Source organism: Okeania sp. (assembly GCF_035285525.1).
GTDB lineage: Bacteria > Cyanobacteriota > Cyanobacteriia > Cyanobacteriales > Microcoleaceae > Trichodesmium.
Map to the genome: position 1 here is coordinate 1 of NZ_JAYKGW010000002.1, position 21,680 is coordinate 21,680.

The following is a 21,680-nucleotide window of genomic DNA, read 5'->3' on the forward strand; positions in this document are numbered from 1 at the left end:
TCGCGACGTAACTCCTGAACTATTAAAGGACTTACAAGGGAGGTACTATATATAGAGTTTTTTAACTATTACGCATGGGGTTAAAAGCACTATATCTAGAGTCGCGACGTAACTCCTGAACTATTAATTATTAATTATTAATTATTAATTATTAATTATTAATTATTAATTATTAATTATTAACTATCCATCTATACTTGAAATCTTAAAAAAAACCTTCAGTAGAAATAGTCACAAAAAAACGCTTGTAATCTAGAGATGGTACTTAAAATTAGAAAAAAAGTCAACCGGGTAAAAATTTATGGGACAGCAAAAATTTGGTGTTATAGGTCTAGCTGTAATGGGAGAAAACCTAGCTCTCAATGTAGAACGTAATGGTTTCCCCATCTCGGTATATAATCGCAGTAGTGATAAAACAGAAAGATTTATGGCAGAACGGGCAGTAGGAAAAAATGTTCATGCTGCTTATACAATAGAAGATTTTGTTCAATCCCTGGAAAGACCTCGTAGAATCCTGGTTATGGTAAAAGCAGGAGGACCAGTTGATAAGGTTATTGAACAACTCAAGCCCCTCCTAGATAAGGATGATATGATTATTGACGGTGGTAACTCTCTCTACGAAGATACAGAACGCCGTACTAAAGATTTAGAATCCACTGGATTAGGTTTCATGGGAATGGGAGTTAGTGGTGGTGAAGAGGGTGCTTTGTGGGGGCCTAGTTTAATGCCTGGTGGTACAGAGGGTTCTTACAAAGAATTAGAACCAATTTTAACTAAAATAGCTGCTCAAGTTGATGATGGTCCTTGTGTCACCTATATTGGTCCTGGTGGAGCTGGTCATTATGTGAAAATGGTACACAATGGCATTGAATATGGCGATATGCAGTTAATTGCTGAAGCTTATGATTTGTTGAAAAATGCTGTAGGTATTAGTAATGAACAACTCCATGAAATTTTTGCTGAGTGGAACAAGACTCCAGAGTTGGAATCTTTCTTAATTGAAATTACAGCGGATATTTTTACCAAGAAAGATACTGAGACTAGCAACCATTTGCTTGACATGATTCTTGACTCTGCTGGACAGAAAGGTACAGGAAAATGGACGGTTATTGAAGCTTTGCAGTTGGGTGTGGCTATTCCGACTATTACGGCGGCTGTTAATGGTAGAATTATGTCTGGTCTGAAGGATGAACGTGTGGTTGCTGCTAAAGAATTGACTGGTCCGACTGGTAAGTATGAAGGTGATACCCAAGCTATGGTGAATAAGGTGCGGGATGCTTTGTATTGTTCTAAGATTTGTTCTTATGCTCAGGGGATGGCGTTGTTAGCTAAGGCATCTCAGGAGTTTAATTATAATTTGAATTTGGGTGAGTGTGCGCGGATTTGGAAAGGTGGTTGTATTATTCGAGCTGGATTTTTGAATAAGATTAAGAAGGCTTTTGATGAAAATCCGAGTCTACCTAATTTATTATTAGCGCCAGAGTTTAAGCAGACTATTCTCGATCGCCAAGATGCTTGGCGAGAAGTTGTTAGTTTAGCAGCTCAGTTAGGGATACCTGTTCCTGCTTTTAGTGCTTCTTTAGATTATTTTGATAGTTATCGTCGGGCAACTTTGCCTCAAAACTTGACTCAAGCTCAACGGGATTATTTTGGCGCTCACACTTATGAGCGGATTGATAAGCCTCGTGGTGAGTTCTTCCATACTGAATGGCCGACTAAGTAATTCTTTTTCTGTAAAAGTTAGGCGATCGCTCTTTGGTTTTATAGAGGCGATCGCCATTCTGAATTATTTTCGAGATATATTAGAGTTGTTGGGAAATAACTTAGGTTAGAGAAAATGAAAACTTAAACCGAGGAATTTTGGTTAGTGACTTTGCTATTTATGCTGCTATCAGGTATAAGTTCCATAACCCAGTTGCTGTTAACATTAATTTGTCATCAAAATCATTCTTGTGATTACGGTAAATCTGATTAACAGCCCCATAACGTTTGACACCTGCAAAAGCATTTTCACATATCACCCTAGATTGACTCAATTTCCGATTTTCCAGGCGTTGCTGTTCACTTAATTCTCCCCCTTTTGGTTTTTTATGGGGTATGCAGATATTTTCATACTGATGTTGAATACCTTGAAACCCACTATCCACTTCAATTGGTATTTCCACAGGTATATTTCCTATCAACTTTTCTTGGTCATGGAGTTTTTTGTCATGTAACTTTCCCTCTCTTGCTTGAGTTAACACCAACACTTGCTTATTTTGGTCTACTGCTGCTAGATGTTTGCGGGTATGACGCTTTTTTTTTCCTGAATAATTCAGTTTTGGTTTTTCTGAGTCAGTCGGCCGTTGTACTGGCCGCTGAAGTGCCATCCATTACTACTCGTTCTACTCCAGGAAAACGCTCTATAAATGCTTGAACGCTGTTGATTTTACGCTCTGGTAGTACCTTTTTTTCTCCCAATGCTGCTTCTAAAACAGGCTGTAAACGATGAACCCAATGATGTGCCTGGCTGCGGTCTATGTCAAACAAGATACTAGCTAAATCAAAGGTGGGGTAACATTTCAAGTAGAAGAGAACATAAAATAATTTGTCTTCCACACTCCGTAAACGAGCCTTACGGCCTCCTCCAAAAGAGCGCTGACGAGGTTTGCCTCTCAATGTTTGCTCATATACCTCAGTAAAGGTTGAGAGCAAGGATTGAAATGCTTTACGATTTAAGGAATGTTAATGCTCTGAGTAACCTATCTTGTTTTAAAGCCCGTTTAATATTTAGCATTCAAGTTGGCCAATTTTTTCTTAACTTATTTTACCTTATTTCCCAACAACTCTATTGTAAATTCTACGCGAGCTAGAAGCACGTTTCCCGAAAAATCGCACTGTGGAGCATTTTAATTATTGATTGTTCGCGAGCTGGAAGCACGGTTCCCGAAAAATCGCACTGTGAGAAATTTTAATGATTATGAAAATATCGGAATTTGTAGCATTTCCCAAGAAGCGTGAGGTACAGATATTAATAATTAAATTTTATCGCGCGGGTGCACCTCACGCTTGGTGAAGTCTGCTATAAATTTCTGTCTAATTCCCACAAAAAAGGATATTCTTCTGGTGTATTTACTAATTTAGCTTTAACTGGGTTTTGCCTAATGTATTTCCAGGAATTTATCATTTCTTTTTGACTTTTTATTAATCTCTCATGTCATCCATCTTGCCAAACTTTGCCAATGTGATTCATAACTTTAGAAATTTGGTTAGCACTATAACTTTTAGTGCTAGGCATAATGCTTCCAATTGACCAATATTCTGATTCTTGTTTTAGAAAAGGTACAATTAAACAATGTACATGGTCTGGCATAATTACAAGGGTGAAAATTTGATACCTTTGTTGATGAAAAAATAGAAATGAATTTAAAACAATTTCTCGTGCTTTTGGGGTTAATTATAATCTTTCCCAGGTGACAAATGTGATAAAATAAACAGGTTTTATAAATTGAAATTCCGGATATTTTTCCATAATTTTGATAGTGATTTTTTCCACTCAGTGCGATTTTTAATGAAGTATAAGGTACAGATGAAAATATTGTAGTGCGGGAATCTTGCCCGCGATAAATATATCTCACAAGCAACGGGAACACTATATTATCCATTATCCATTATTTACAACCAATTTCCTACTAAAATAAAAGTTGACCAAAAATAAGGATGCTTATATTCTGGATTTATTACTCCTGCTTGAGCGTCCTGGAAAATTTGTTGTTGCGCTCGACGCAAAGCTTCTGCTTTAGTAATTTCTGGATTTGCTAACTGCTGATAAAAATTTTTCATCAACATCGCAGTTGCTTCATCACTCACATACCACAGACTGGCAATGGTACTCCTTGCACCCGCTCTCACTGAGATTCCTGCTAAACCCAATGTAGCTCGGTTATCTCCGGTAGCGGTACGACAAGCACTCAAAACTAATAATTCTATCGGACGAGTTTGTTGAGTACCCGATTTAATCATATTTCGTAATTCCTCAACATCAATTTCGTCATCCCAAGTCAAAATAAAAGTATCCTCAGCATTAGAACTAAATTCGCCGTGGGTAGCAATATGAATTACTTGATAGGCATTATTAACAACTTCGTTATTAGTTTCCTCTTTTGTAAAAGACTCATTAAGTAAAATTTCACTAGAAGTTTGATTTTGAATATCTTCTAATTCTTTTCTCACATTTGGTAGTGCTGGCCAACCTCGAATACTTTCAGTTATTCCCATAGCCAATACTTCCAATTTTTGTCGTGTTAATGGTTTAGGATCTATTAACTCCAGACCAGGAGCGATCGCTACATTATACTTTTGACCTAAATATTTCTCACCATCATAAAGACTCGCCAAAGGAATATTACGCAAGCTTCCTTCTAAGATAAATACTAAAGTTTTAATTTCATTAACTTCTAATTTTTTTTCAATAGGATTAATTAACCAGTTATAGATTTTTTCCGCAGGTTGCCAATACTTTTTAGGAAAGATTCGTTCTTTAGGAATTGTCAGAAAATTTAACAATGTTTCAACTGTTAAATCTACTTCTTCTTTTGATATTTTTGTTGCGTAATGAACTAGAGGTTGTCCTGGTATAGCTAAAATTACCGCCAGGCGATCGCTCAAAACAATTGTATAGAAAATAGCTGCATTTTTATCTAGATTATCAATTTCTACTGGTTGAGCATCTAAACAAGAATTTCGGAAAAAGTTATCTAGTTCAGCTAACTGCAAACCTTCAATTACTTTTCGTGCTTTTATCAAGTTTTTTTGACTAATAATAGTTTGTTGGTCAGACTCAGAAGGTTCTAAAAGTAACTCTACTAACTCACGATAAATTGGTTCGAGAGTATCTAGAAAATCAAACTTTAATTCTGAACTTGCCGCAATTATATCACCCCGCAAATCCTGAATATTTTCTATTGCTTGAGAATAAGCTAATATAGCCTCCTCTTTATTTTTATTAGCTGTTAAAATTCGACCTAACTGCCATTTTAATTTATAAATAATATCAACAGCATTAATACTTTGAGCTAAATTTAATGCTTTTTCTGTTAACTGTTTTGCCTCTTGCCATTGTTGATTATACTCATATAATTTTCCCAAATTACCTAAAGCATAAGATTCGGCTCTTGTGTCTCCTAAGTTTCTTGCTTGTTGAACTGCTTTTACCAAATAATCAGCTATTTTGGCTGTCGAATATAATGGTTCATTATTGCTATTTGCTAATACTATTTTTTGCGATTTTATTAAACTTTGAGCGAGATTAATTCTTGCATAAATAGAAGTTTGAGAAATTGGTAACTGATTCAATAAACTATCAATATTTTTGACTGATTTTATCGCAGAGACATATTTATCTTTTTCTACAAATAAGTTTAATAGATTCAGCATTGCTTGAATTTTAATTTCTGCTACAGGAGATTTATCTATAGCTTGTTGATAAAATGAATTAGCAGCTTCATAATTTTCTAGAAGTGTATATGTATTTCCTAAACTAATTAAAATTATCCCTATCTCTTCTGAAGCTTTTAAATTTTCTGCTATTGTCAAACTCAACTCTAAAACTTCTATAGATTGTTTTATTTTACCTATTCCTCGCAGTACATCACCTAAACTTTGTAATGCTTTTGCCTTAATAATAGTATCTGGTTGGTATTGCAAATTTTGGCTAACTGTTTCTAATTGTTTCCGTGCTTGAGAATATAAACCCAATGCTTGTAAAGCCTGAACTTGATTAATATAACTACGAGTTAAACCTAAATAATCTTTAATTTTTTGATAATTTTCACTAGCTTTTTTCCAAATATTTAAAGCTGCTTCTGATTGACCTGTAGATAATAGTAACTGACCTTTTACATCTAAAACACTAGCAGTAATTTGTGCTATTTTGTGATGATTTGATATTTTGGTAATTAGATTTAAACAGCGATTAATTTCTGCTTCTGAATTTTCCCACTTCCCTAATTTTAAATAAACCAAACTTAAATTTCTGAGCGCTCTTATCTGACTATAATCATCATCTTTATTTGCATAACTCTTAATAGCTGCCTCTAACAAAGGAATACTTGCAGAAAAATTTCCTTTTTGAAAAAAATGTTGTGCTTTTTCTTCTAAGGTACTCTCCAAAAAAGTCGATACTTGAGTTAATACATCCCAACTGATTTCGTTTTTTTTTACTAAATTATTGTGGAACTCAATAGCTTGAACTTGTTTAATAGAAATTCCCAAAATTAGGGTAGAATGCAAAACAAAAAAGACATAAGAAAAAAAGCACATTTTAAACATAAAACCCTATAATCTTTCTAGATTTCCAAGTACCGAAATAAAATCAAATAAAACCCAGGTAATATCTTTTCACCAGACAACCTTGTAGGCAAATTTTGCACTTCCACATCTTGTTCTCGGCGATAAATTTCTACCTCCTGGTCTTGGGGATTAATCAACCACCCTAATAACACCCCTGCATCCATATATTCCTGCATTTTTGAACGTAGTCTTTTAATATTATCAGTTGCTGACCTTAGTTCCAAAACAAAATCTGGCGCAATGGGAGGAAATGTACGTCTTTCTTCTATTGTCAAAGATTCCCAACGGTCTTTACCAATCCAAGCTGCATCTGGAGAGCGGTCACTACCATTAGGCAACTTAAATATACTAGAAGAACTGAATGCATAACCCAGACCAGTTTGTCTATTCCAGATGACCAAATCTGCAATTAGGTCAGCTTCTCTATTACCACTTTCACCTCCAACGGGAGACATAATAATTAATTCTCCTTGAGTATTACGTTCTAATTTTAATTCCCGATTATTTTGACATATATCATAAAACTGTTCGTCACTTATTTTAATGGTGTCTAAATTTAATATTAAAACATTCATAATTTTCACCTATTTTTAATTTTAATAAAACTCTAGTAATAGGGAATAGGGAATAGGGAATAGGGAATAGGAAATAGGAAATAGGGAACAAAGATTCGTAGCCAACATTTATCATGCCTGATATTATACCATTTCCCAAAAAGAATGCTATATCTGATTGGGTAGAGAAGTCTGGTTTGTGTCGTCGATGTGGGAAGAAGAAAAGCAGGAAAAATAATTACTAACCAATAATTGTCAAAAACAGACTTTTAATCTTCGTAATTATTGACTTTTGAAATATGGCTCAAGTATAGGATTACTTTTGGTAATTGCTATTACACATCTCCAGAAAAGAATAAGCAGGGAAGTTCCATAGAACATTTCTACAGAGCAGAAGAAAAGAATAGATAATTTATCAGAGATAATTGATGGAATTTTTGATTATTGAATATATCTATTTCTCTAGATTTCCAAGTATTGAAATAAACTCAAAGAAAATTCAGAAGATTTTTAATTTTAATAAAACTTACTATTACACATCTCCAGAAAAGAGTAAGTAGGAAAGCTCCATAGAACATTTCTACAGAGCAGAAGAAAAGAATAGATAATTTATCAGAGATAATTGATGGAATTTTTGATTATTGAATATATCTATTTCTCTAGATTTTCAAGTATTTAGATAAACTCAAATAAAATTCAGATAAAACATTTTCACCAAATAACTTGGTCGTTAAACTATCAATTCTTTCTTCCTGTTCCCACATATCTAGTGTTCCCTGTTCCCTATTTTCTGGAGATGTCTAATAGTAAAGCTTTTATCGCCAGCTAAAAACTATAGCTGATAGCTGACGGCTGAATGCTTACGTTATTAATTATCATTATTAGGACTTACACGGGAGGAACCCGGTTTCTACGATAAATCGTTGTTTTGAGCAATAGAAGTCTATGATCGTACCGGGCTTCTGGGTTCATCTACGTAAGTCCTGATTATATAGCAATATAAAATTATTTGTGAGACAAAAATAAATCAATCGTAAGGGTTTGGAGACCAAACCCTCTACCAAACAATTTCAACTTTATCCCCATGTTTTAAATCAAGTTTTTCCTCAGCACTACCACCATTAACAGCAAATTCTACAAATCCATGAGACCCAATAATTGCAATTAACTCCCCTAATTCACAATCAGCATAAGTATTACCACTAGAGATTATTTTACCCCTTCCCAAATCCCCATCATTACTAACAATAACCGACCAAATTTTCCCAATTACATAACTACTCGAAATATTAGTAATTATATTGCCAAAATAATCAATGTGTTGAACCGAACCGACAATACCTGATGGTGTTAAATTAATATTATTCAAAGGCAATTTAACCAAACTTTCGAGATTAATTTCTTCTCCCAAATTTTCTAACTTCACCCCACTAGCAATATGAGCAGCGACAGGAGCAAATATATCTCGACCGTGGAAAGTTTTACTAGGTTTATCTGTACGCCAATACTTAGAATTAGTCAGCGCAACTACCTTAATATTTTCTTTGTGGAAACTTTCCCATACTCCACTAAAAATACCATTATCAGGTCCGACTAAAAAACCTATAGGTAGTTCAATAGCGATCGCTCTTCTTTTACTTCCAACTCCCGGATCGACAACAGCAAGATGAACTGTTCCTGTGGAAAAATAAGGATAAGCATTCAGCAAACAAAATCTAGCAGCAAATAAATTTTGGGGAGGAATTTGATGAGTCAAGTCGATTACTTTTAAATTAGGGTTAATTTGAGCAATTATACCCTTCATTGTACCCACATAAATATCTTTTAATCCAAAATCAGTTAACAGTGTAATAATTTTTTTATCCGACATTATTTTGTTTAATAACTATAGCAACACACCCTAATATTAAGACTACAAAAAAATATGATGATTTTGATAAAATTGAAACCCTAAATAAGCAATAATTATAACATCAAATTATCAATATAGAACTTAAGAACCTCAACCATAAATCTGGCTTATTTCCCTAATTATTAATTATTGTTCAGAATATCAATTTGATATCTAGCATCTTTAAAACCACCGGTGAGACCTTGTTCTAAATAAAATTGAGCTGCTTTTTCAAAATCATTTATTGCTCCTTTTTGATCACCGATACTAGCTCTAACTAATCCTCTATTGTAATAAGCATCTGCATATTGAGGATTCAGTCTAATAGCTTGAACATAATCAGCGATCGCGCTTTGATAATCCTCTTGTTTGTAGTAAATCAAAGCACGATTTGCATAAGATTCAGCATTGTTTGGACTTAAGCTAATTGCTTGAGTATAATCTTCAATTGCTTTTTCTAGTTGATTAGCTGCTTTATAAGCTATACCTCTGTTTGTATAACCTTCAGGATTGTGGGGATTGAGTTCAATTGTTGCAGTGCAGTCAGATATAGATTTTTCATACTCTTTTAAATTTACATAAGCAATACATCTATTATTATAAGCAAGTTCATTTTCAGAGTTAATTTCAATTGCTTTTGTACAGTCAGATACCGCTTTTTGATACTCTGATAAATTCAAGTATGTGCTACAACGATTAGCATAAGCTTCTGCATTTTCAGGTTCTATAGCAATAACTTGATTATAATCATCTATAGCACCTCGATAATCTCCCAGAAAAAACCTAGTTCTGGCTCTATTATAATAACCATTCTTCTCTTTTGGTTTAATATTAATCATCTGAGTGTAATCTGCTATTGCGCCTTGTAAATCATTATTGGCAGCACGAGCTAACCCCCTCCCATGATAAGCATTAATATCATTCGGTTGTAGTTTCAGAACTTGAGTATGATCTTGAATTGCCGCCTGATAGTTTTTAGACTCATAATAAATAAACCCTCGTTTATAATAAGCATCAGCATCTTGAGGTTCCAGACGCAATACCTGGGTAAAATCATCTATTGCTTTGGCGTAATCTTGGATATCAGAATAAGTTCCCCCCCGATTAAAATAGGCATTAACATAGCTTGGATTCAGCTCGATTGCCTTACTATAATCATCAATAGCTTTTTGATAGTTTTCTAGGTTGTAATAAGCATTCCCCCGTTGGTAGAAATACTCTGCTTGATTGGGGTTTAATTGAATTGCTCGATTAAATGCTGCAACTGCTGCTTTTTCATTGCCATCATTTACATGTTTTACTCCTCTTGCAAATACTTTTTCTGCTTTAATCGGATCCGGACGATTCACAAAACTTACTATGCCAATCAGCACTGCTATTGCTCCTAAACTTGCCAGACCTAATATTGCGAAGCGCAATGAGTTGGATATCCCCTTGGTACTTTTTTGAGTTTCAGCATTTAGACTTTTTTCAGTTATGGGGGTTGATGCTATAACTTTTTGACGGCGACCACTAATTTTACATAACGCTTTAATAACTTCCTCTGTAGACTGATAACGTTTTGTGTAATGATAATGTACCATTTTTTCAATAACATCAGCTAGACTTGAGGAACATTGTGTTCGGTTTCGCCAGAGGATACCACTAGGGTTTGATGGGGATAGGTCTTGTAGCTTCGGTAGTTCACCACTAGGAATACCTGTCAGAGCTTGAATCCCAATCATACCTACTGCATAAATATCACTGCTGTATTGAGGAATGCCTTGAAATTGTTCAATTGGCATATAAGAGGGAGTACCTGTCGCAATGGTTCGTTGCATTTCTCCATTTGCCAATGCGATCCGATGACTAACTTCTTTAACTGAACCAAAGTCAATTAAAACTAATTTTGCATCTGGTTGACGTCGAATTAAATTCGACGGATTAACATCTCGATGAATTACTTTATGTCCATGTACAAATCCTAAAATTTCTAATATTTCTAATAATAGTTGAATTACATCTTCTTCATGCCAAGGTTTACCAGGAATAATTTCTTTATTTAATGGTATTCCCGGAATAAACTCTTCTACTAAATAAAATTGATTATTTTCTTCAAAATAAGCTAATAATAAAGGAATCTGATCGTGTCTACCTAATTTTTCTAATATTTCTGCTTCTTGTTTAAACAAACGGTGAGCAGTTCTCACAATCGTAAAGCTATTACCAGGAGCCCTTAATTGTTTAACCACACATTGGGGATGCCCTGGACGACGACTATCGGCAGCCAAATATGTTTGTCCAAAAGCACCAGAACTTAGGACTTGAACGACCCGATAACGTCCATCTAAAAGTTGACCTATCATGTTCATATTATTCATTTTATATACCATAGATAGAAATTAAGTTAGAATCAGGAATAGAGAAAAGAGAGAGTTGATTTAGGTTGTAGCTACGGGCAAGTCAAAAGTCAAAACTAATCTCTGAGTGAGTTTGAGCTACTTGGTGCGCGTTCCCTTGTACCATACTTTTTTAGGAAGTTCCATAAATTAAGTCTCTCACTATACTATTTTTAGGAGTTGATATTATTTTATTTTATTTTATAATATAATATTTTCAATAAAAACCAACAGTCTTCTTTATAATAATGATAGCTGAATTGTGGCTATAGTTAAATATTGTGACTTAATTTTTAAAACAGTTAATTAATGGAGCTTTTCTACAATCTTTAGAGAGTTTTGATAATCCTTAATTTTATTTGGTTCTAAAGATAGGTTAGTATTTTTAGGAAGTTCTCCTATTGCTAATGATCGACCTTGTTTTTTATACCGTATAACTTCTCGATTATCATAAGCTTTAGTATTATCTGGATTGAGTTTAATTACCTGGGAAAAATCCTCAATGGCTTGATTATAGTTTCCTATTTTTGAGAAAAGAATTCCTCGGTGATTATAAGCAAGGGAATCTTCTGGGTTAATTTTTATTGCTTGAGTAAAATCTGCTATTGCTTCATCTAAATAGCCATTAGCAAACTGCACTAAACCTCTGTTTACATAAGCCTTGGCATTTTTATTATTGATATCAATCGCTATACTACAATCTTCTATTGCTCTTTGATATTCCCGTAGTTTGAAATAAGCAATACAGCGATGATTGTAAGCTAAATCATTTTGAGGATCGATCTCTATGGCTCGGTTACATTCAGTGATGGCAGCTTGATAATTTACCAGATTTAGATAAACGCTACATCTACTTGCATAAGCATCAGAATCATCTGGTTTTAATTTTAATACCTGGTTATAATCTGCCAGCGCATTTTGATAGTTTCCAATTTCAAAGTAAGAATTACCACGATTATGATATGCTTGTATCTTATTAGCATTCAGATTAATAGCTTGAGTATAATCACTGACTGCACCTGATTGATCTCCTATCTTGGCTCTGGCTATTCCCCGATTAATGTAACTGTTACTATCTTCGGGATCAAATCCAATTAATTGACTATAATCCTGGATGGCATTTTTGTAATCTCCAATTTCGTAGTAAATTTTCCCTCTTTGATCATAAGCTTTAGTATAGTTAGGATTTGTTCTTAATGCCTGTGTCAGATTAGTAATAGCTTTTTCGTTGTTCTTTTGTTCATAATAAGCTAGAGCAAGTTGATAATAAGCATGATTGTAGTTGGATTTGATTTCAATAGCTGCTATATAATCTTCTATAGCTTTTTCATAATCTTTCTCAATATAGTAAGAATTACCTCTTTGATAGAGAATCAGTGCATTTCGTGGATTTAGTTTCAGTGCTTCCGTGTAGCTAGCGATCGCTGCTAACTGTTTTTGTTGTTTAGCTAATTCTTGACCTTCATTATATAGAGCTTGTGCTTTGACAATAAATTGGTACTTCCCAAAATAAGCGATCGCTCCTCCTGCTATTGTGAGCAATGTCAAACTCGCAGTTAATATAACTTTGTTCTGCTTAACAAATTGAAATAGTGGCGATAAAAAATTTAGTTTTTTAGTTTCTGGTTTTGGCGGAAGTTCGGAAGTTGCTGAGACGGATATCTTACTTAAATCTGCCAACACTTCCGTTGCTGACTCATAACTTTCTTTACCTTGACCATTTACTATTTTATCAATAATATCTGATAGTGCTAGAGAACAAGCTTGCAAATTTTGCCAAGGTATTTCTATGCCTGAAGTATCCTTAGTTTGTCTTTGTTTCAATAAATCTTTAGGTAACAATCCTGTTAGTGCTTGAATCGCAATTATTCCTAAAGCATAAATATCATTTTTTTGTTCTACTATCTGCTCATTTTCATTTAATGGTACATATATTGAACTATCAGAATTATTTTGGCTCCGTTTTTCTAAGATTGAAGGTTCTTTATTTAATTCTAAAGTTTTCTGAATTTCTCTTTCTAACCCAAAATTAATCAAACATAATTTTCCATCTAAAATGCGTCTCACTAAATTTCCTGGTTTAATTTTTCCATGAACTTCCCCCTGACCATGAATCCAAGCTAAAACTTCTAGCGCCTCCCTTAATATGTTAATTACTTCTCCTTCCAAGAAAGGTTCATCTTTACCCAGATCTTCAGCTAGAGAGTTACCTACTATATAATCTTCAACTAAATATATATTATCATTTTCTTCAAAATAAGCTAATAAGTTAGGTAGTCCCTCATGCTTACTCAAAGTATCAATCTTTTCTACTTTTTCTTGAAATAATAATAGTATAACTTCTCGATTTTCTTGGTTAAAACTGCCTAGTTTAATTTCTTTAACTAGACATTGGGGTGAACCTGGACGGTGAGTATCTTCTGCAAGATATGTCTCTCCTAAAATAGTTGAATTTATAAGTTTGATAAAACGATACCGTTTATCTACAACTTTGCCAATCTTAGTATCCATAGGCTAATTACAGATTTAGTTTTGATAATAAGGTTTTGCATCAACCAGATAATTTTCTAGTTATTCATATTATGTTCAAATAGTCAGTTATAATGATATAGTGGTCTGTAGTTTTCTTATAGTTAGGACTAAAGCCATGAACGCTATCGGTAGGGTTTGTTTTGCGTTCCGCAAAGCTGCGCTGCGCTTTATATGTAGCCCACCGAAACACTAAGCGACATGGAAAGCGCACAACGCACAACGCACCAATACTCTATACTGTAGCGCCTTTGTGTAAGTCCTAATAGTCTTAACATAAACATTTGATTTGCTGAAACAAAACTACAAACTTAATTATAAGTGTTTTACTAAACATGATATTGTACCTCTATACTTTACTTTACCCAAACTATGAGACTTTGAGTATTTGAGCCGGATATATTTTGATTGGACTTAATTTACTTTTCTTAGTCAGGACTTACCCAACGACCCTAAATATAGTGCTGAAAACTATGACGCAATCGTTTTTTAACTCTATATATAGTATTTTTCCGTAAGTCCGGTTGAATACTCGTTATATAGTTGTCGGAGATGGGGAGATTGAAGTGTAGATAAAATTATGAACATATACACTTGTAACCGGATTCTATCAGAACTTACACGGGAGGAACTCGGTTTCTAGGAGAAATCGTTGTTTTGAACAGTAAGAATCTACGCTCGTACCGGGTTTCTGGGTTCGCGTGGCTTTAATTCTTTCTATATTAGGACTAGGCAACCATCTATCAACGATGATTAGCTAATAACCGTACATTTGACATTTGTACTCGCACCTGTCTTCTGAACTTATAAAAACCCATATCCGCAACCGCCTTAGCTAGCTTGTGATTCGCCATCATTCCTGATACATTCAGGTCTTCTATTACTATTTGACTGTGTTTTTTAGCCAAATCAGTAGTCAGTGATAGATTATCATAGATTATGTCAAGCTGTTAATTACTCTCTGTCTTCTTCGTTCTGCCTTAGTTTTCCAAAATGTAACTATTCAAATTTTCAACGGAGAGGGTGGGATTCGAACCCACGGAAGGTTTCCCTTCAACAAATTTCGAGTTTGCCGCATTTGACCACTCTGCCACCTCTCCCTATTTCAGTTATCAGTTATCAGTTATCAGTTATCAGTTATCAGTTATCAGTCTATAGACTTCTGACTTCTGACTTAGTTAAAAGTATCCCCGACCTTAATTCAGTTATCAGTTATTAGTTATCAGTCAATAGACTTTTGATTTGGTTAACAGTATCCTCGACCTTGTTTTTGGCCAAAAGTTATTTGGGAGTTTTGGCCATTAAGATCAGAAATATATAACTTTTTTGATTATAGCGTTTCTTTGGTAATGCTAATAACGTATATCTATACTTTGATTTTTATTCTATTAGACATCTTCAGAAATAATAAATTATATCAAATCCCCTTGCTTTGCAGAATAAGGTTACCATTAGTATTGGTGAAAATTTCTAGTTGGTAGAGGGTACGGTTCCCGATAAATTGGAGACCAAACCCCTACAGAAATTATCAATTCTTTCTTAACTATTGCCTCCATACCTCTTTTCTAAAGATGTCTATTAACTGTTCCCAGTTAAGTGTTCCCTATTCTCTACTACAGAAAAGAACTATCAACCTGGTCTGATTCTAAAATAGTTTGAAAGCCCTGGACAGGAGTCCATTGAATCGCACCATCACGACCTGTCCAAAATAAAGGCACATTATTGTCCTGAAAAAATTCTATCATTTCTGGATGGACAGAATTTGCGGAAGCGATCGCTACTTCTGGCCGAATAATATTAAATAATTCTGGATTCAGTTGATTTCCCGGCCACCAAAGCACTTCTGTTGGTTGAAAACTTTTGGCTACTAATAGTTTACTTTGTTCTAAGAGTTTAGCTTTTCCTAATAATAACCAACTTTGGTCACGAATTATAAATTTGACAATTGGAGTCTCTGAATTAATCAATTTTATCTGTGTAGAACCCAATTCAATATTTTGATTATTCACGACAGTATGGTAATTAGTTTGGCTCTTTTTTAATTTATCAAGTACGGGTTGATTATTAGTTTGATAATTTTTTTCATTATCAATTTCTATGTCATAAAAATTTTTAACTTTTAAACTATCAAAAATATTAGACCAACCGCGACTTAAACCTTTTTGGGAATGAAGAGCGATAGACCAATCTATTGTATTAATACCTTGCTGCCGTAAAAATGGTAACACTGTAAATTTAGCTGTATTTTCATCCCCAACATTGACTAGGAGAACTTTACCTTGGTCTTGAATGACAAATACTGGTTCGGAGGATGTATCCAGAATGGTAGCTTGAAAAATTGAAGTGCGTGTATACCAGACAGGAATAATAATAATAGCGATCGCTAAGAGTAAACTTGACTGCCAAAATTTTAGAGGGAATTTTTTCTTTTTACTCGGATCTATTTCTGGAGGTCTACTGGCAATATACCATGTACCACCAATTAAACCATAGAGAAGAACTAATTGATAAATGGATATTGCTCCTACTGCTACTTGATTTCCTGGTAACTTGCTAAAAATTTGTACAATTTCAATTAATATCCTGACTGGAAAATACAAGGTTACGGCACTCAAGCTACCTAGATATGGAAAAATTAAGGCTAACATGGCGCTAAGAAATCCACCTAAGGTAATTACAGCAACTAGAGGGGCTGTAATAATATTCACCAAAATAGTGTAGGGGGAAACCACAGAAAACACATATAGTAATAGAGGCAACGTCCAGACAGAAGCAGCAATGGGAATAGCAATTAAAGAAGCAATACCGGAAGGCAACCAATCTAGCCGTTTTATTAAAGGCGGTGTTGTCACCAATAATCCTAGAGTTGCTAAGAAACTCAATTGAAATCCTAAATCCCAAATCCACAGAGGATTGATTAATAATAATAAAGTGGCAGCTAAAACCAGAGCAGCTAAAGGTTGAACTTGCCGTTGGGAAACAATTCCCACTAAAGCTGCCACACCCATAAAAGCTGCTCTTAATACGGACGGCGAACCACCAGTCAAACCCACATAAATAATTAAAGTAAAGAGACCAAAACCAAATCTTGCTCCTGAAGGCAAATTTTTTGTCAAAGTCAGCACTACACCCAAAATTAGGGAAACATGAAAACCTGATGCTGCCAAAATATGAGCTAAACCTACTTGCACAAACTGGTCTTGTAACTGATAAGAAAAATCTACAGCTCGACGTCCTAAAACCATTGCACTTACTAAAGAACCCTCTGGCGCTCCCAAAGAACTAACCTGAGCGCGAATAATTCGCTGTCGAATTTTGTATAATCCCCAAGGATGAATATTTTGTTGATTCGTCTTAGTAAGTTTATAACCTGTAACTCCAGCAAAAGAACCTTCTCTAGCTAAATAAGCACGAAAATCAAAACCTCCAGGATTAGTTGCTGGTGATGGTTTATATAAAGAACCAGTTATTGCCACTGACTCACCAGGATAAATACCTGTTGCTTGTAGAAGCGGAACTGTGACATAAAGTTTTCCGGCAACATCTTGGTGTACATTCGCTGAGCCATCAGTACCAACTATTTCACTTACTTGTTCTGCTTTTAGCCAAAGTTGTGCTTTTCCAGAACGAGTTTTGCGGGGTAGAGAAAGAACTTTTCCCCGAACAATAACAACTTGTTTTTGAGACTCACCATTAACTGAAATAATTTGACTAACATCGGTTGTTGTTGGTTGAGGTACTCGAAATTGAAAATATATACTAGCAAGAAAAGCGATCGCTCCAGCAGTTATCCACAACCAATTTGAATTTAGTCGCGATCTTCTATTTTTTCTAGAGGGCGAATCTAGATATTCACCGCTTCTAAATAAGTCTTCAGTATTTATGTTTTGTTGATAATTTGCGATTACTTTGGTTGATCTGCGTAAATTTTGTCGGTATCTTCTTTGTACAATAATTGGTAATAGTAATTCTATAGCTAGTAAGGCATATATCCCCCAAGGTTTAAAAGTAGATATTAGCCCCATTATGTAAGCTAGGCAGATAACAATTTCTACAGCTTGATTCATATCATTTTGGAAAAGGAAGGCACGACAAGGATTTGGGCAAGGATGTACGGATTATTGTATGCGGTTTATCAAAAAATAATCCCCCCGATGATGCGCTATCCCTAATGAAAGATGGGAAAGACAAGGAAGATGGGGAAGATAAGCAAGAGGAGGGAGTAAGAATTTTGTCTAAATTCCTCACTCATAATGTCTAATTCAATACACTTTTCTCCACAAAAAGCCGACGTCAGATTTGCACATAACTTGTCTCTAATGTCTAAGTTTTATGTTAAAAAAGATGTTTATAAAGCATAGCTTTTAAATGTGGAAAGTAGAAGGGAGTATTGGTTTAAAAAGAAAAGGTTTTTGGGTTGCGTAAGCGGAACGGAGTTATATTAATGATTATCCAGACATGATATTTTTGTGAGGAAAAATCTAGCTAGATTTTTAAATATTAATCTAGTAATTTCTTGGCACTTTTTATGACTCCAAAACAAACCTTTAATATTGATCTCTCAATTATTTAATATTTCATCAGCAAAACCTAATTATTAATTGTTAATTATTAACTAGATAAACCCACCGATTATGACTTTCAAAAACCTTAACGCTTTATCTGTCAATTATTTAATATTTCATCAGAAAACCCTAATTATTAATTATTAACTAGATAGACAAACCGAGTTTTAAACCTAAGACTGCATGAACAAACATAACAAATAGTGCAATGCTACCCAAGTAAGCATGAGTAGTTCTCAATACAGCTTGATTTCCACCAAATTTTGTTAGGGAAATAAAACCATTTGCTCCCAACAATATTAATACAAGTGAACCAGTCCAAAAATGAGGACTTGTAAATATTTCTTGTTCCTGCATTACCAGAGACAATATTCCACCTGTGTAACCTAAGCCAATAAATAGAGACATAAATGGTGCGATTTTCCGATGACTAGAAGCACTTTCTATGGCGACTGCTTCATCAGTAACTAATCGTCTACGCCATCCAGTTATCCCAACAAAACTACCCATAACAAAAATAACTATCCCCATCATTAGCGGATGTCCCCAATGTACGATTGGTTCGGGAGTACCAAAGTTGCGGAATATGTCAGCTATTGGTTCTAAATATTGTCTGATTTCCATTTTTTCTTCTCTCTGAATTTTTAGTATCAACACTAAGAGCTTAACAGAAGTGACGCACTCAAACAACCAGAAATTATTGCCATGATTTAATAGACATCTCCACAAAAGAGGTATGGGGCAATGGGCAATAGGCAATAGAAAGAAAGAAGTGATAGTTTCTGTACAATAATTGATTTAATTTTGCATTTTTGGAGGTGTCTAATGGATAATGAAAACTATAGCAATAATTAGGAATCAAGAGTCAGAATATAAAATGATTTTATTGACATTAATTACTCTTAAATATTTCATAAATCATCCCTGATACCTATAGTTATTATTGCCATTGGTGATTATTAACTATAGCATTTATTTAATCTATGAGATACAGTTTGATATCCTCACTACCCACTTTAGAAATGTGATAGCCTTCAAAGTCCCCCTTACAAAGGCAGGATCTATTTATTGTGAGAAAAAAGAAGGAGGGGGTGGGGAGGGTAAGAAGTGTGGAAAGTACAGAAATAGAAAAATATAGGGTTGTAAATATTCTCTGACGACAAAGAATCAGTTCTGTCTTATACCAATTACCAAAAGTTATGCTATACTGAGCGCCATATTTCAACAGTCAATAATTACTAAGATTAAAAGTCTTTCTTTGACAATTATTAGTTGTTTAGTAATTATTTTTCCTGATTTTCTTCTCCCCACACCGACCACACGAACTACACTTCCCCACCCAATCAGATATAGAATTCTTTTTGAGAAATGGTCTTACAAAGGGAGATTGTAAATGTACTTAATAACTGTGGGAATTGCTATATAATTTTTTTTAAGTGTAGAAACCAAATTTGTCCGATATACTTTACTATACTGAAATATTTTTCCAACCAACCTGGGTTCTCATAGTACAAATTTAGATTTCATCGTTTAATTCACCAACGCCTAATTATCAATTATCCATTAGTAAGTGCTGGTTCCGCTGTTTCTTTTAACAGTGGAAAATTAAGACTTTCTCGTTGTGCTAAATAAAGTTGACCGACTTGCCGTGCTAAATTACGAATCCTACCAATATAACGAGTACGTTCGGTGACAGAAATTACTCCTCTAGCATCAAGTAAATTAAAACTGTGGGAACATTTGAGAACATAGTCTAAACTCGGTAAAACTAATTCTTGTTTAATTAGTTGTTTAGCTTCTTGTTCATAAAGACCAAATAAAGTAAACAGAAACTCAGGATTAGATGCCTCAAAATTATAGGTACATTGTTCAATTTCTCCTTGAAGGTAAATATCTCCATAAGTAACCTTATCAGTCCAAGCTATTTTCATAATAGCATCAACTCCCTGAAGATACATCACCAGACGTTCCAAACCATAAGTAATTTCGATACAAACTGGTCGGCAATCTATACTACCACATTGTTGAAAATAGGTGAATTGGGTAACTTCCATTCCATCAAGCCAAACTTCCCAACCTACACCCCAAGCACCCAGAGTCGGAGACTCCCAGTTGTCTTCTACAAATCGAATATCATGATCCTCTGGACGGATACCCAGAGCGCGGATAGAATCCAGATAAATATCTTGAATATTGTTAGGAGAGGGTTTGATTAAAACTTGATATTGATAGTAGTGTTGAAAGCGGTTGGGATTTTCTCCATAACGCCCATCGGTGGGACGACGACAAGGTTCAATATAGGCAACCGACCAAGGTTCAGGACCGATCGCCCGTAAAAAGGTGTGGGGATTCATTGTACCAGCGCCTTTTTCGGTATCATAAGGTTGAGCGATGAGACAGCCGCGATCGCTCCAAAATTTATTTAAGGTGGCTATGACTGATTGGAAGTTCACTTACTTTTTTTTAGGTCTTGAGTTTAAAAGAACGCTCAGCAGTCAGCAGTCAGCAGTCAGCAAGGTTATTTTTTTAAAGTTTAGAAGGGGATTTTAACCCAAATAGAGGCGAATGGCAATTCACCCCTAGAAGCTAATAGCTGAATACTAAAAGCTGATAGCTAGTTAATTGAAATTATGGCATTATTTGGCATATTATGAGCATTATGCTCAATGAATTTTTCCCATTTATCATATTCTTTAACATAAAATAGTTATCTTGTCAATTTAAAAAAACAGGACTTACGCCAAGGTACTATATATAGAGTTAAAAAACTATTGCTTATGGGGTTTTAAGCACTATCCCTAGCGTCACTGCGTAAATCCTAAAGAATATAGATTTTTTAGTATAATCTAATCAGGAATTAAAAAAGGTAATTAATAATGGTTACATCCCCAGTCATTGTGCAACAATCAACAGAATATACTTTGGAAGATTGGATACAAAATCTTCCAGAAAAGAAAGAATGGGTAAACGGACAATTATTGGAAAAAAATGGCATAACTCTTAAGCATAGTCGGATTCAAGCTAAACTAGCTATTTATTGGGGAAATCATCTCAATTCTAGTCAGCAACAAGGTGAGGTTTATACTGATGTACCTTGTCGGACAAATAAGCAAGGGCGTTATCCTGATGTTGCTTATCTTACTTCAGAATTAGAAGCAGAATTTGGCAATGAAAAAGTTTTACCTCAGAGTTTTCCTTTGTGTGCTGAAATTATTTCTCCTACAGATTTAGCTGAAGATGTTATTGCTAAAGCAGAAGAATATTTAGAATCTGGAGGTGAGGAAGTTTGGTGAGTATTTCGTGAAAATAAATGGGTAATTATTGTGACTGAAGAATCAAGACTTATTTTGATTTCTGGGCAAGTTGTTAATAGTCAAAAAGTTTTAAATGGTTTGAGGATTTCGGTGGATGAATTATTGAGTTAATCAAGATT

The 21,680-nt window shown here is 34.6% G+C and carries 14 protein-coding genes, 1 tRNA gene and 1 pseudogene; 3 read left to right on the forward strand and 13 right to left on the reverse strand.

What is annotated here, in order from left to right; translation table 11 throughout:
* Nucleotides 1–301: 301 nt before the first annotated feature.
* Together gnd and VKJ25_RS00100 are read left to right on the forward strand one after the other, a co-directional pair.
* Nucleotides 302–1,723 (forward strand): decarboxylating NADP(+)-dependent phosphogluconate dehydrogenase, encoded by a 1,422-nt coding sequence (gene gnd / locus VKJ25_RS00095; RefSeq protein WP_324234594.1) that lies wholly within the window; start codon nt 302–304, stop codon nt 1,721–1,723.
* Nucleotides 1,689–1,832, forward strand: a complete 144-nt coding sequence (locus VKJ25_RS00100; RefSeq protein ID WP_324234595.1) for a hypothetical protein — start codon at nt 1,689–1,691, stop codon at nt 1,830–1,832. The genes gnd and VKJ25_RS00100 overlap by 35 nt, the downstream gene beginning before the upstream one ends.
* 48 nt (nt 1,833–1,880) lie before the next feature.
* Here VKJ25_RS00100 and VKJ25_RS00105 read toward each other — a convergent pair whose 3' ends face one another.
* The 13 genes and pseudogenes from VKJ25_RS00105 to glyQ all read right to left on the reverse strand — a co-directional run bounded on the left by VKJ25_RS00105 (nt 1,881) and on the right by glyQ (nt 20,700).
* Nucleotides 1,881–2,369 (reverse strand): transposase family protein, encoded by a 489-nt coding sequence (locus VKJ25_RS00105; RefSeq protein ID WP_324234596.1) that lies wholly within the window; start codon nt 2,367–2,369, stop codon nt 1,881–1,883.
* Nucleotides 2,335–2,658, reverse strand: coding sequence for a helix-turn-helix domain-containing protein (locus VKJ25_RS00110; RefSeq protein WP_324234597.1), 324 nt, complete (start codon nt 2,656–2,658; stop codon nt 2,335–2,337). Before VKJ25_RS00110 ends, VKJ25_RS00105 begins: the two co-directional genes overlap by 35 nt.
* Nucleotides 2,659–3,196: 538 nt before the next feature.
* On the reverse strand, nt 3,197–3,415 hold the full coding sequence (locus tag VKJ25_RS00115; protein WP_324234607.1) for a transposase: 219 nt from the start codon (nt 3,413–3,415) through the stop codon (nt 3,197–3,199).
* A gap of 239 nt (nt 3,416–3,654) precedes the next feature.
* Nucleotides 3,655–6,252, reverse strand: coding sequence for a CHAT domain-containing protein (locus VKJ25_RS00120; protein WP_324234598.1), 2,598 nt, complete (start codon nt 6,250–6,252; stop codon nt 3,655–3,657).
* Between the two features lie 74 nt (nt 6,253–6,326).
* Complete coding sequence (locus VKJ25_RS00125; protein WP_324234599.1) at nt 6,327–6,905, reverse strand: Uma2 family endonuclease; 579 nt, start codon at nt 6,903–6,905, stop codon at nt 6,327–6,329.
* Between the two features lie 1,036 nt (nt 6,906–7,941).
* Nucleotides 7,942–8,754, reverse strand: a complete 813-nt coding sequence (locus VKJ25_RS00130; RefSeq protein ID WP_324234600.1) for an SAM hydrolase/SAM-dependent halogenase family protein — start codon at nt 8,752–8,754, stop codon at nt 7,942–7,944.
* A 164-nt stretch (nt 8,755–8,918) separates the two neighbouring features.
* A complete protein-coding gene (locus VKJ25_RS00135) occupies nt 8,919–11,135 on the reverse strand; it encodes a tetratricopeptide repeat protein (protein ID WP_324234601.1) in 2,217 nt (738 codons plus the stop codon).
* Between the two features lie 324 nt (nt 11,136–11,459).
* Nucleotides 11,460–13,664 (reverse strand): tetratricopeptide repeat protein, encoded by a 2,205-nt coding sequence (locus tag VKJ25_RS00140; protein WP_324234602.1) that lies wholly within the window; start codon nt 13,662–13,664, stop codon nt 11,460–11,462.
* Nucleotides 13,665–14,442: 778 nt separating this feature from the next.
* Nucleotides 14,443–14,602 (reverse strand): annotated as a pseudogene (locus tag VKJ25_RS00145) (IS200/IS605 family accessory protein TnpB-related protein); the annotation flags it as partial.
* A gap of 95 nt (nt 14,603–14,697) precedes the next feature.
* Nucleotides 14,698–14,782, reverse strand: a tRNA-Ser gene (locus VKJ25_RS00150).
* A 513-nt stretch (nt 14,783–15,295) separates the two neighbouring features.
* Nucleotides 15,296–17,749: a ComEC/Rec2 family competence protein gene (locus VKJ25_RS00155; RefSeq protein ID WP_324234603.1), complete on the reverse strand. Its 2,454-nt coding sequence runs from the start codon at nt 17,747–17,749 to the stop codon at nt 15,296–15,298.
* A gap of 645 nt (nt 17,750–18,394) precedes the next feature.
* Nucleotides 18,395–18,871, reverse strand: coding sequence for a DUF4079 domain-containing protein (locus VKJ25_RS00160; RefSeq protein ID WP_324234604.1), 477 nt, complete (start codon nt 18,869–18,871; stop codon nt 18,395–18,397).
* A gap of 932 nt (nt 18,872–19,803) precedes the next feature.
* On the reverse strand, nt 19,804–20,700 hold the full coding sequence (gene glyQ / locus VKJ25_RS00165; protein ID WP_324234605.1) for a glycine--tRNA ligase subunit alpha: 897 nt from the start codon (nt 20,698–20,700) through the stop codon (nt 19,804–19,806).
* Between the two features lie 423 nt (nt 20,701–21,123).
* Here glyQ and VKJ25_RS00170 point away from each other — a divergent pair, with 423 nt between their 5' ends.
* Nucleotides 21,124–21,540, forward strand: coding sequence for a Uma2 family endonuclease (locus VKJ25_RS00170; RefSeq protein WP_324234606.1), 417 nt, complete (start codon nt 21,124–21,126; stop codon nt 21,538–21,540).
* The last annotated feature ends 140 nt before the right edge of the window (nt 21,541–21,680 follow it).

What these genes read in the sequence shown, in the direction of transcription:
- gnd (WP_324234594.1), top strand. Translation starts at nt 302, where the DNA reads ATGGGACAGCAAAAATTTGGTGTTATAGGTCTAGCTGTAATGGGAGAA.
- VKJ25_RS00105 (WP_324234596.1), bottom strand. Translation starts at nt 2,369, where the DNA reads ATGGCACTTCAGCGGCCAGTACAACGGCCGACTGACTCAGAAAAACCA.
- VKJ25_RS00125 (WP_324234599.1), bottom strand. Translation starts at nt 6,905, where the DNA reads ATGAATGTTTTAATATTAAATTTAGACACCATTAAAATAAGTGACGAA.
- VKJ25_RS00130 (WP_324234600.1), bottom strand. Translation starts at nt 8,754, where the DNA reads ATGTCGGATAAAAAAATTATTACACTGTTAACTGATTTTGGATTAAAA.
- VKJ25_RS00135 (WP_324234601.1), bottom strand. Translation starts at nt 11,135, where the DNA reads ATGAATAATATGAACATGATAGGTCAACTTTTAGATGGACGTTATCGG.
- VKJ25_RS00140 (WP_324234602.1), bottom strand. Translation starts at nt 13,664, where the DNA reads ATGGATACTAAGATTGGCAAAGTTGTAGATAAACGGTATCGTTTTATC.
- VKJ25_RS00155 (WP_324234603.1), bottom strand. Translation starts at nt 17,749, where the DNA reads ATGAATCAAGCTGTAGAAATTGTTATCTGCCTAGCTTACATAATGGGG.
- VKJ25_RS00160 (WP_324234604.1), bottom strand. Translation starts at nt 18,871, where the DNA reads ATGGAAATCAGACAATATTTAGAACCAATAGCTGACATATTCCGCAAC.
- VKJ25_RS00170 (WP_324234606.1), top strand. Translation starts at nt 21,124, where the DNA reads ATGGTTACATCCCCAGTCATTGTGCAACAATCAACAGAATATACTTTG.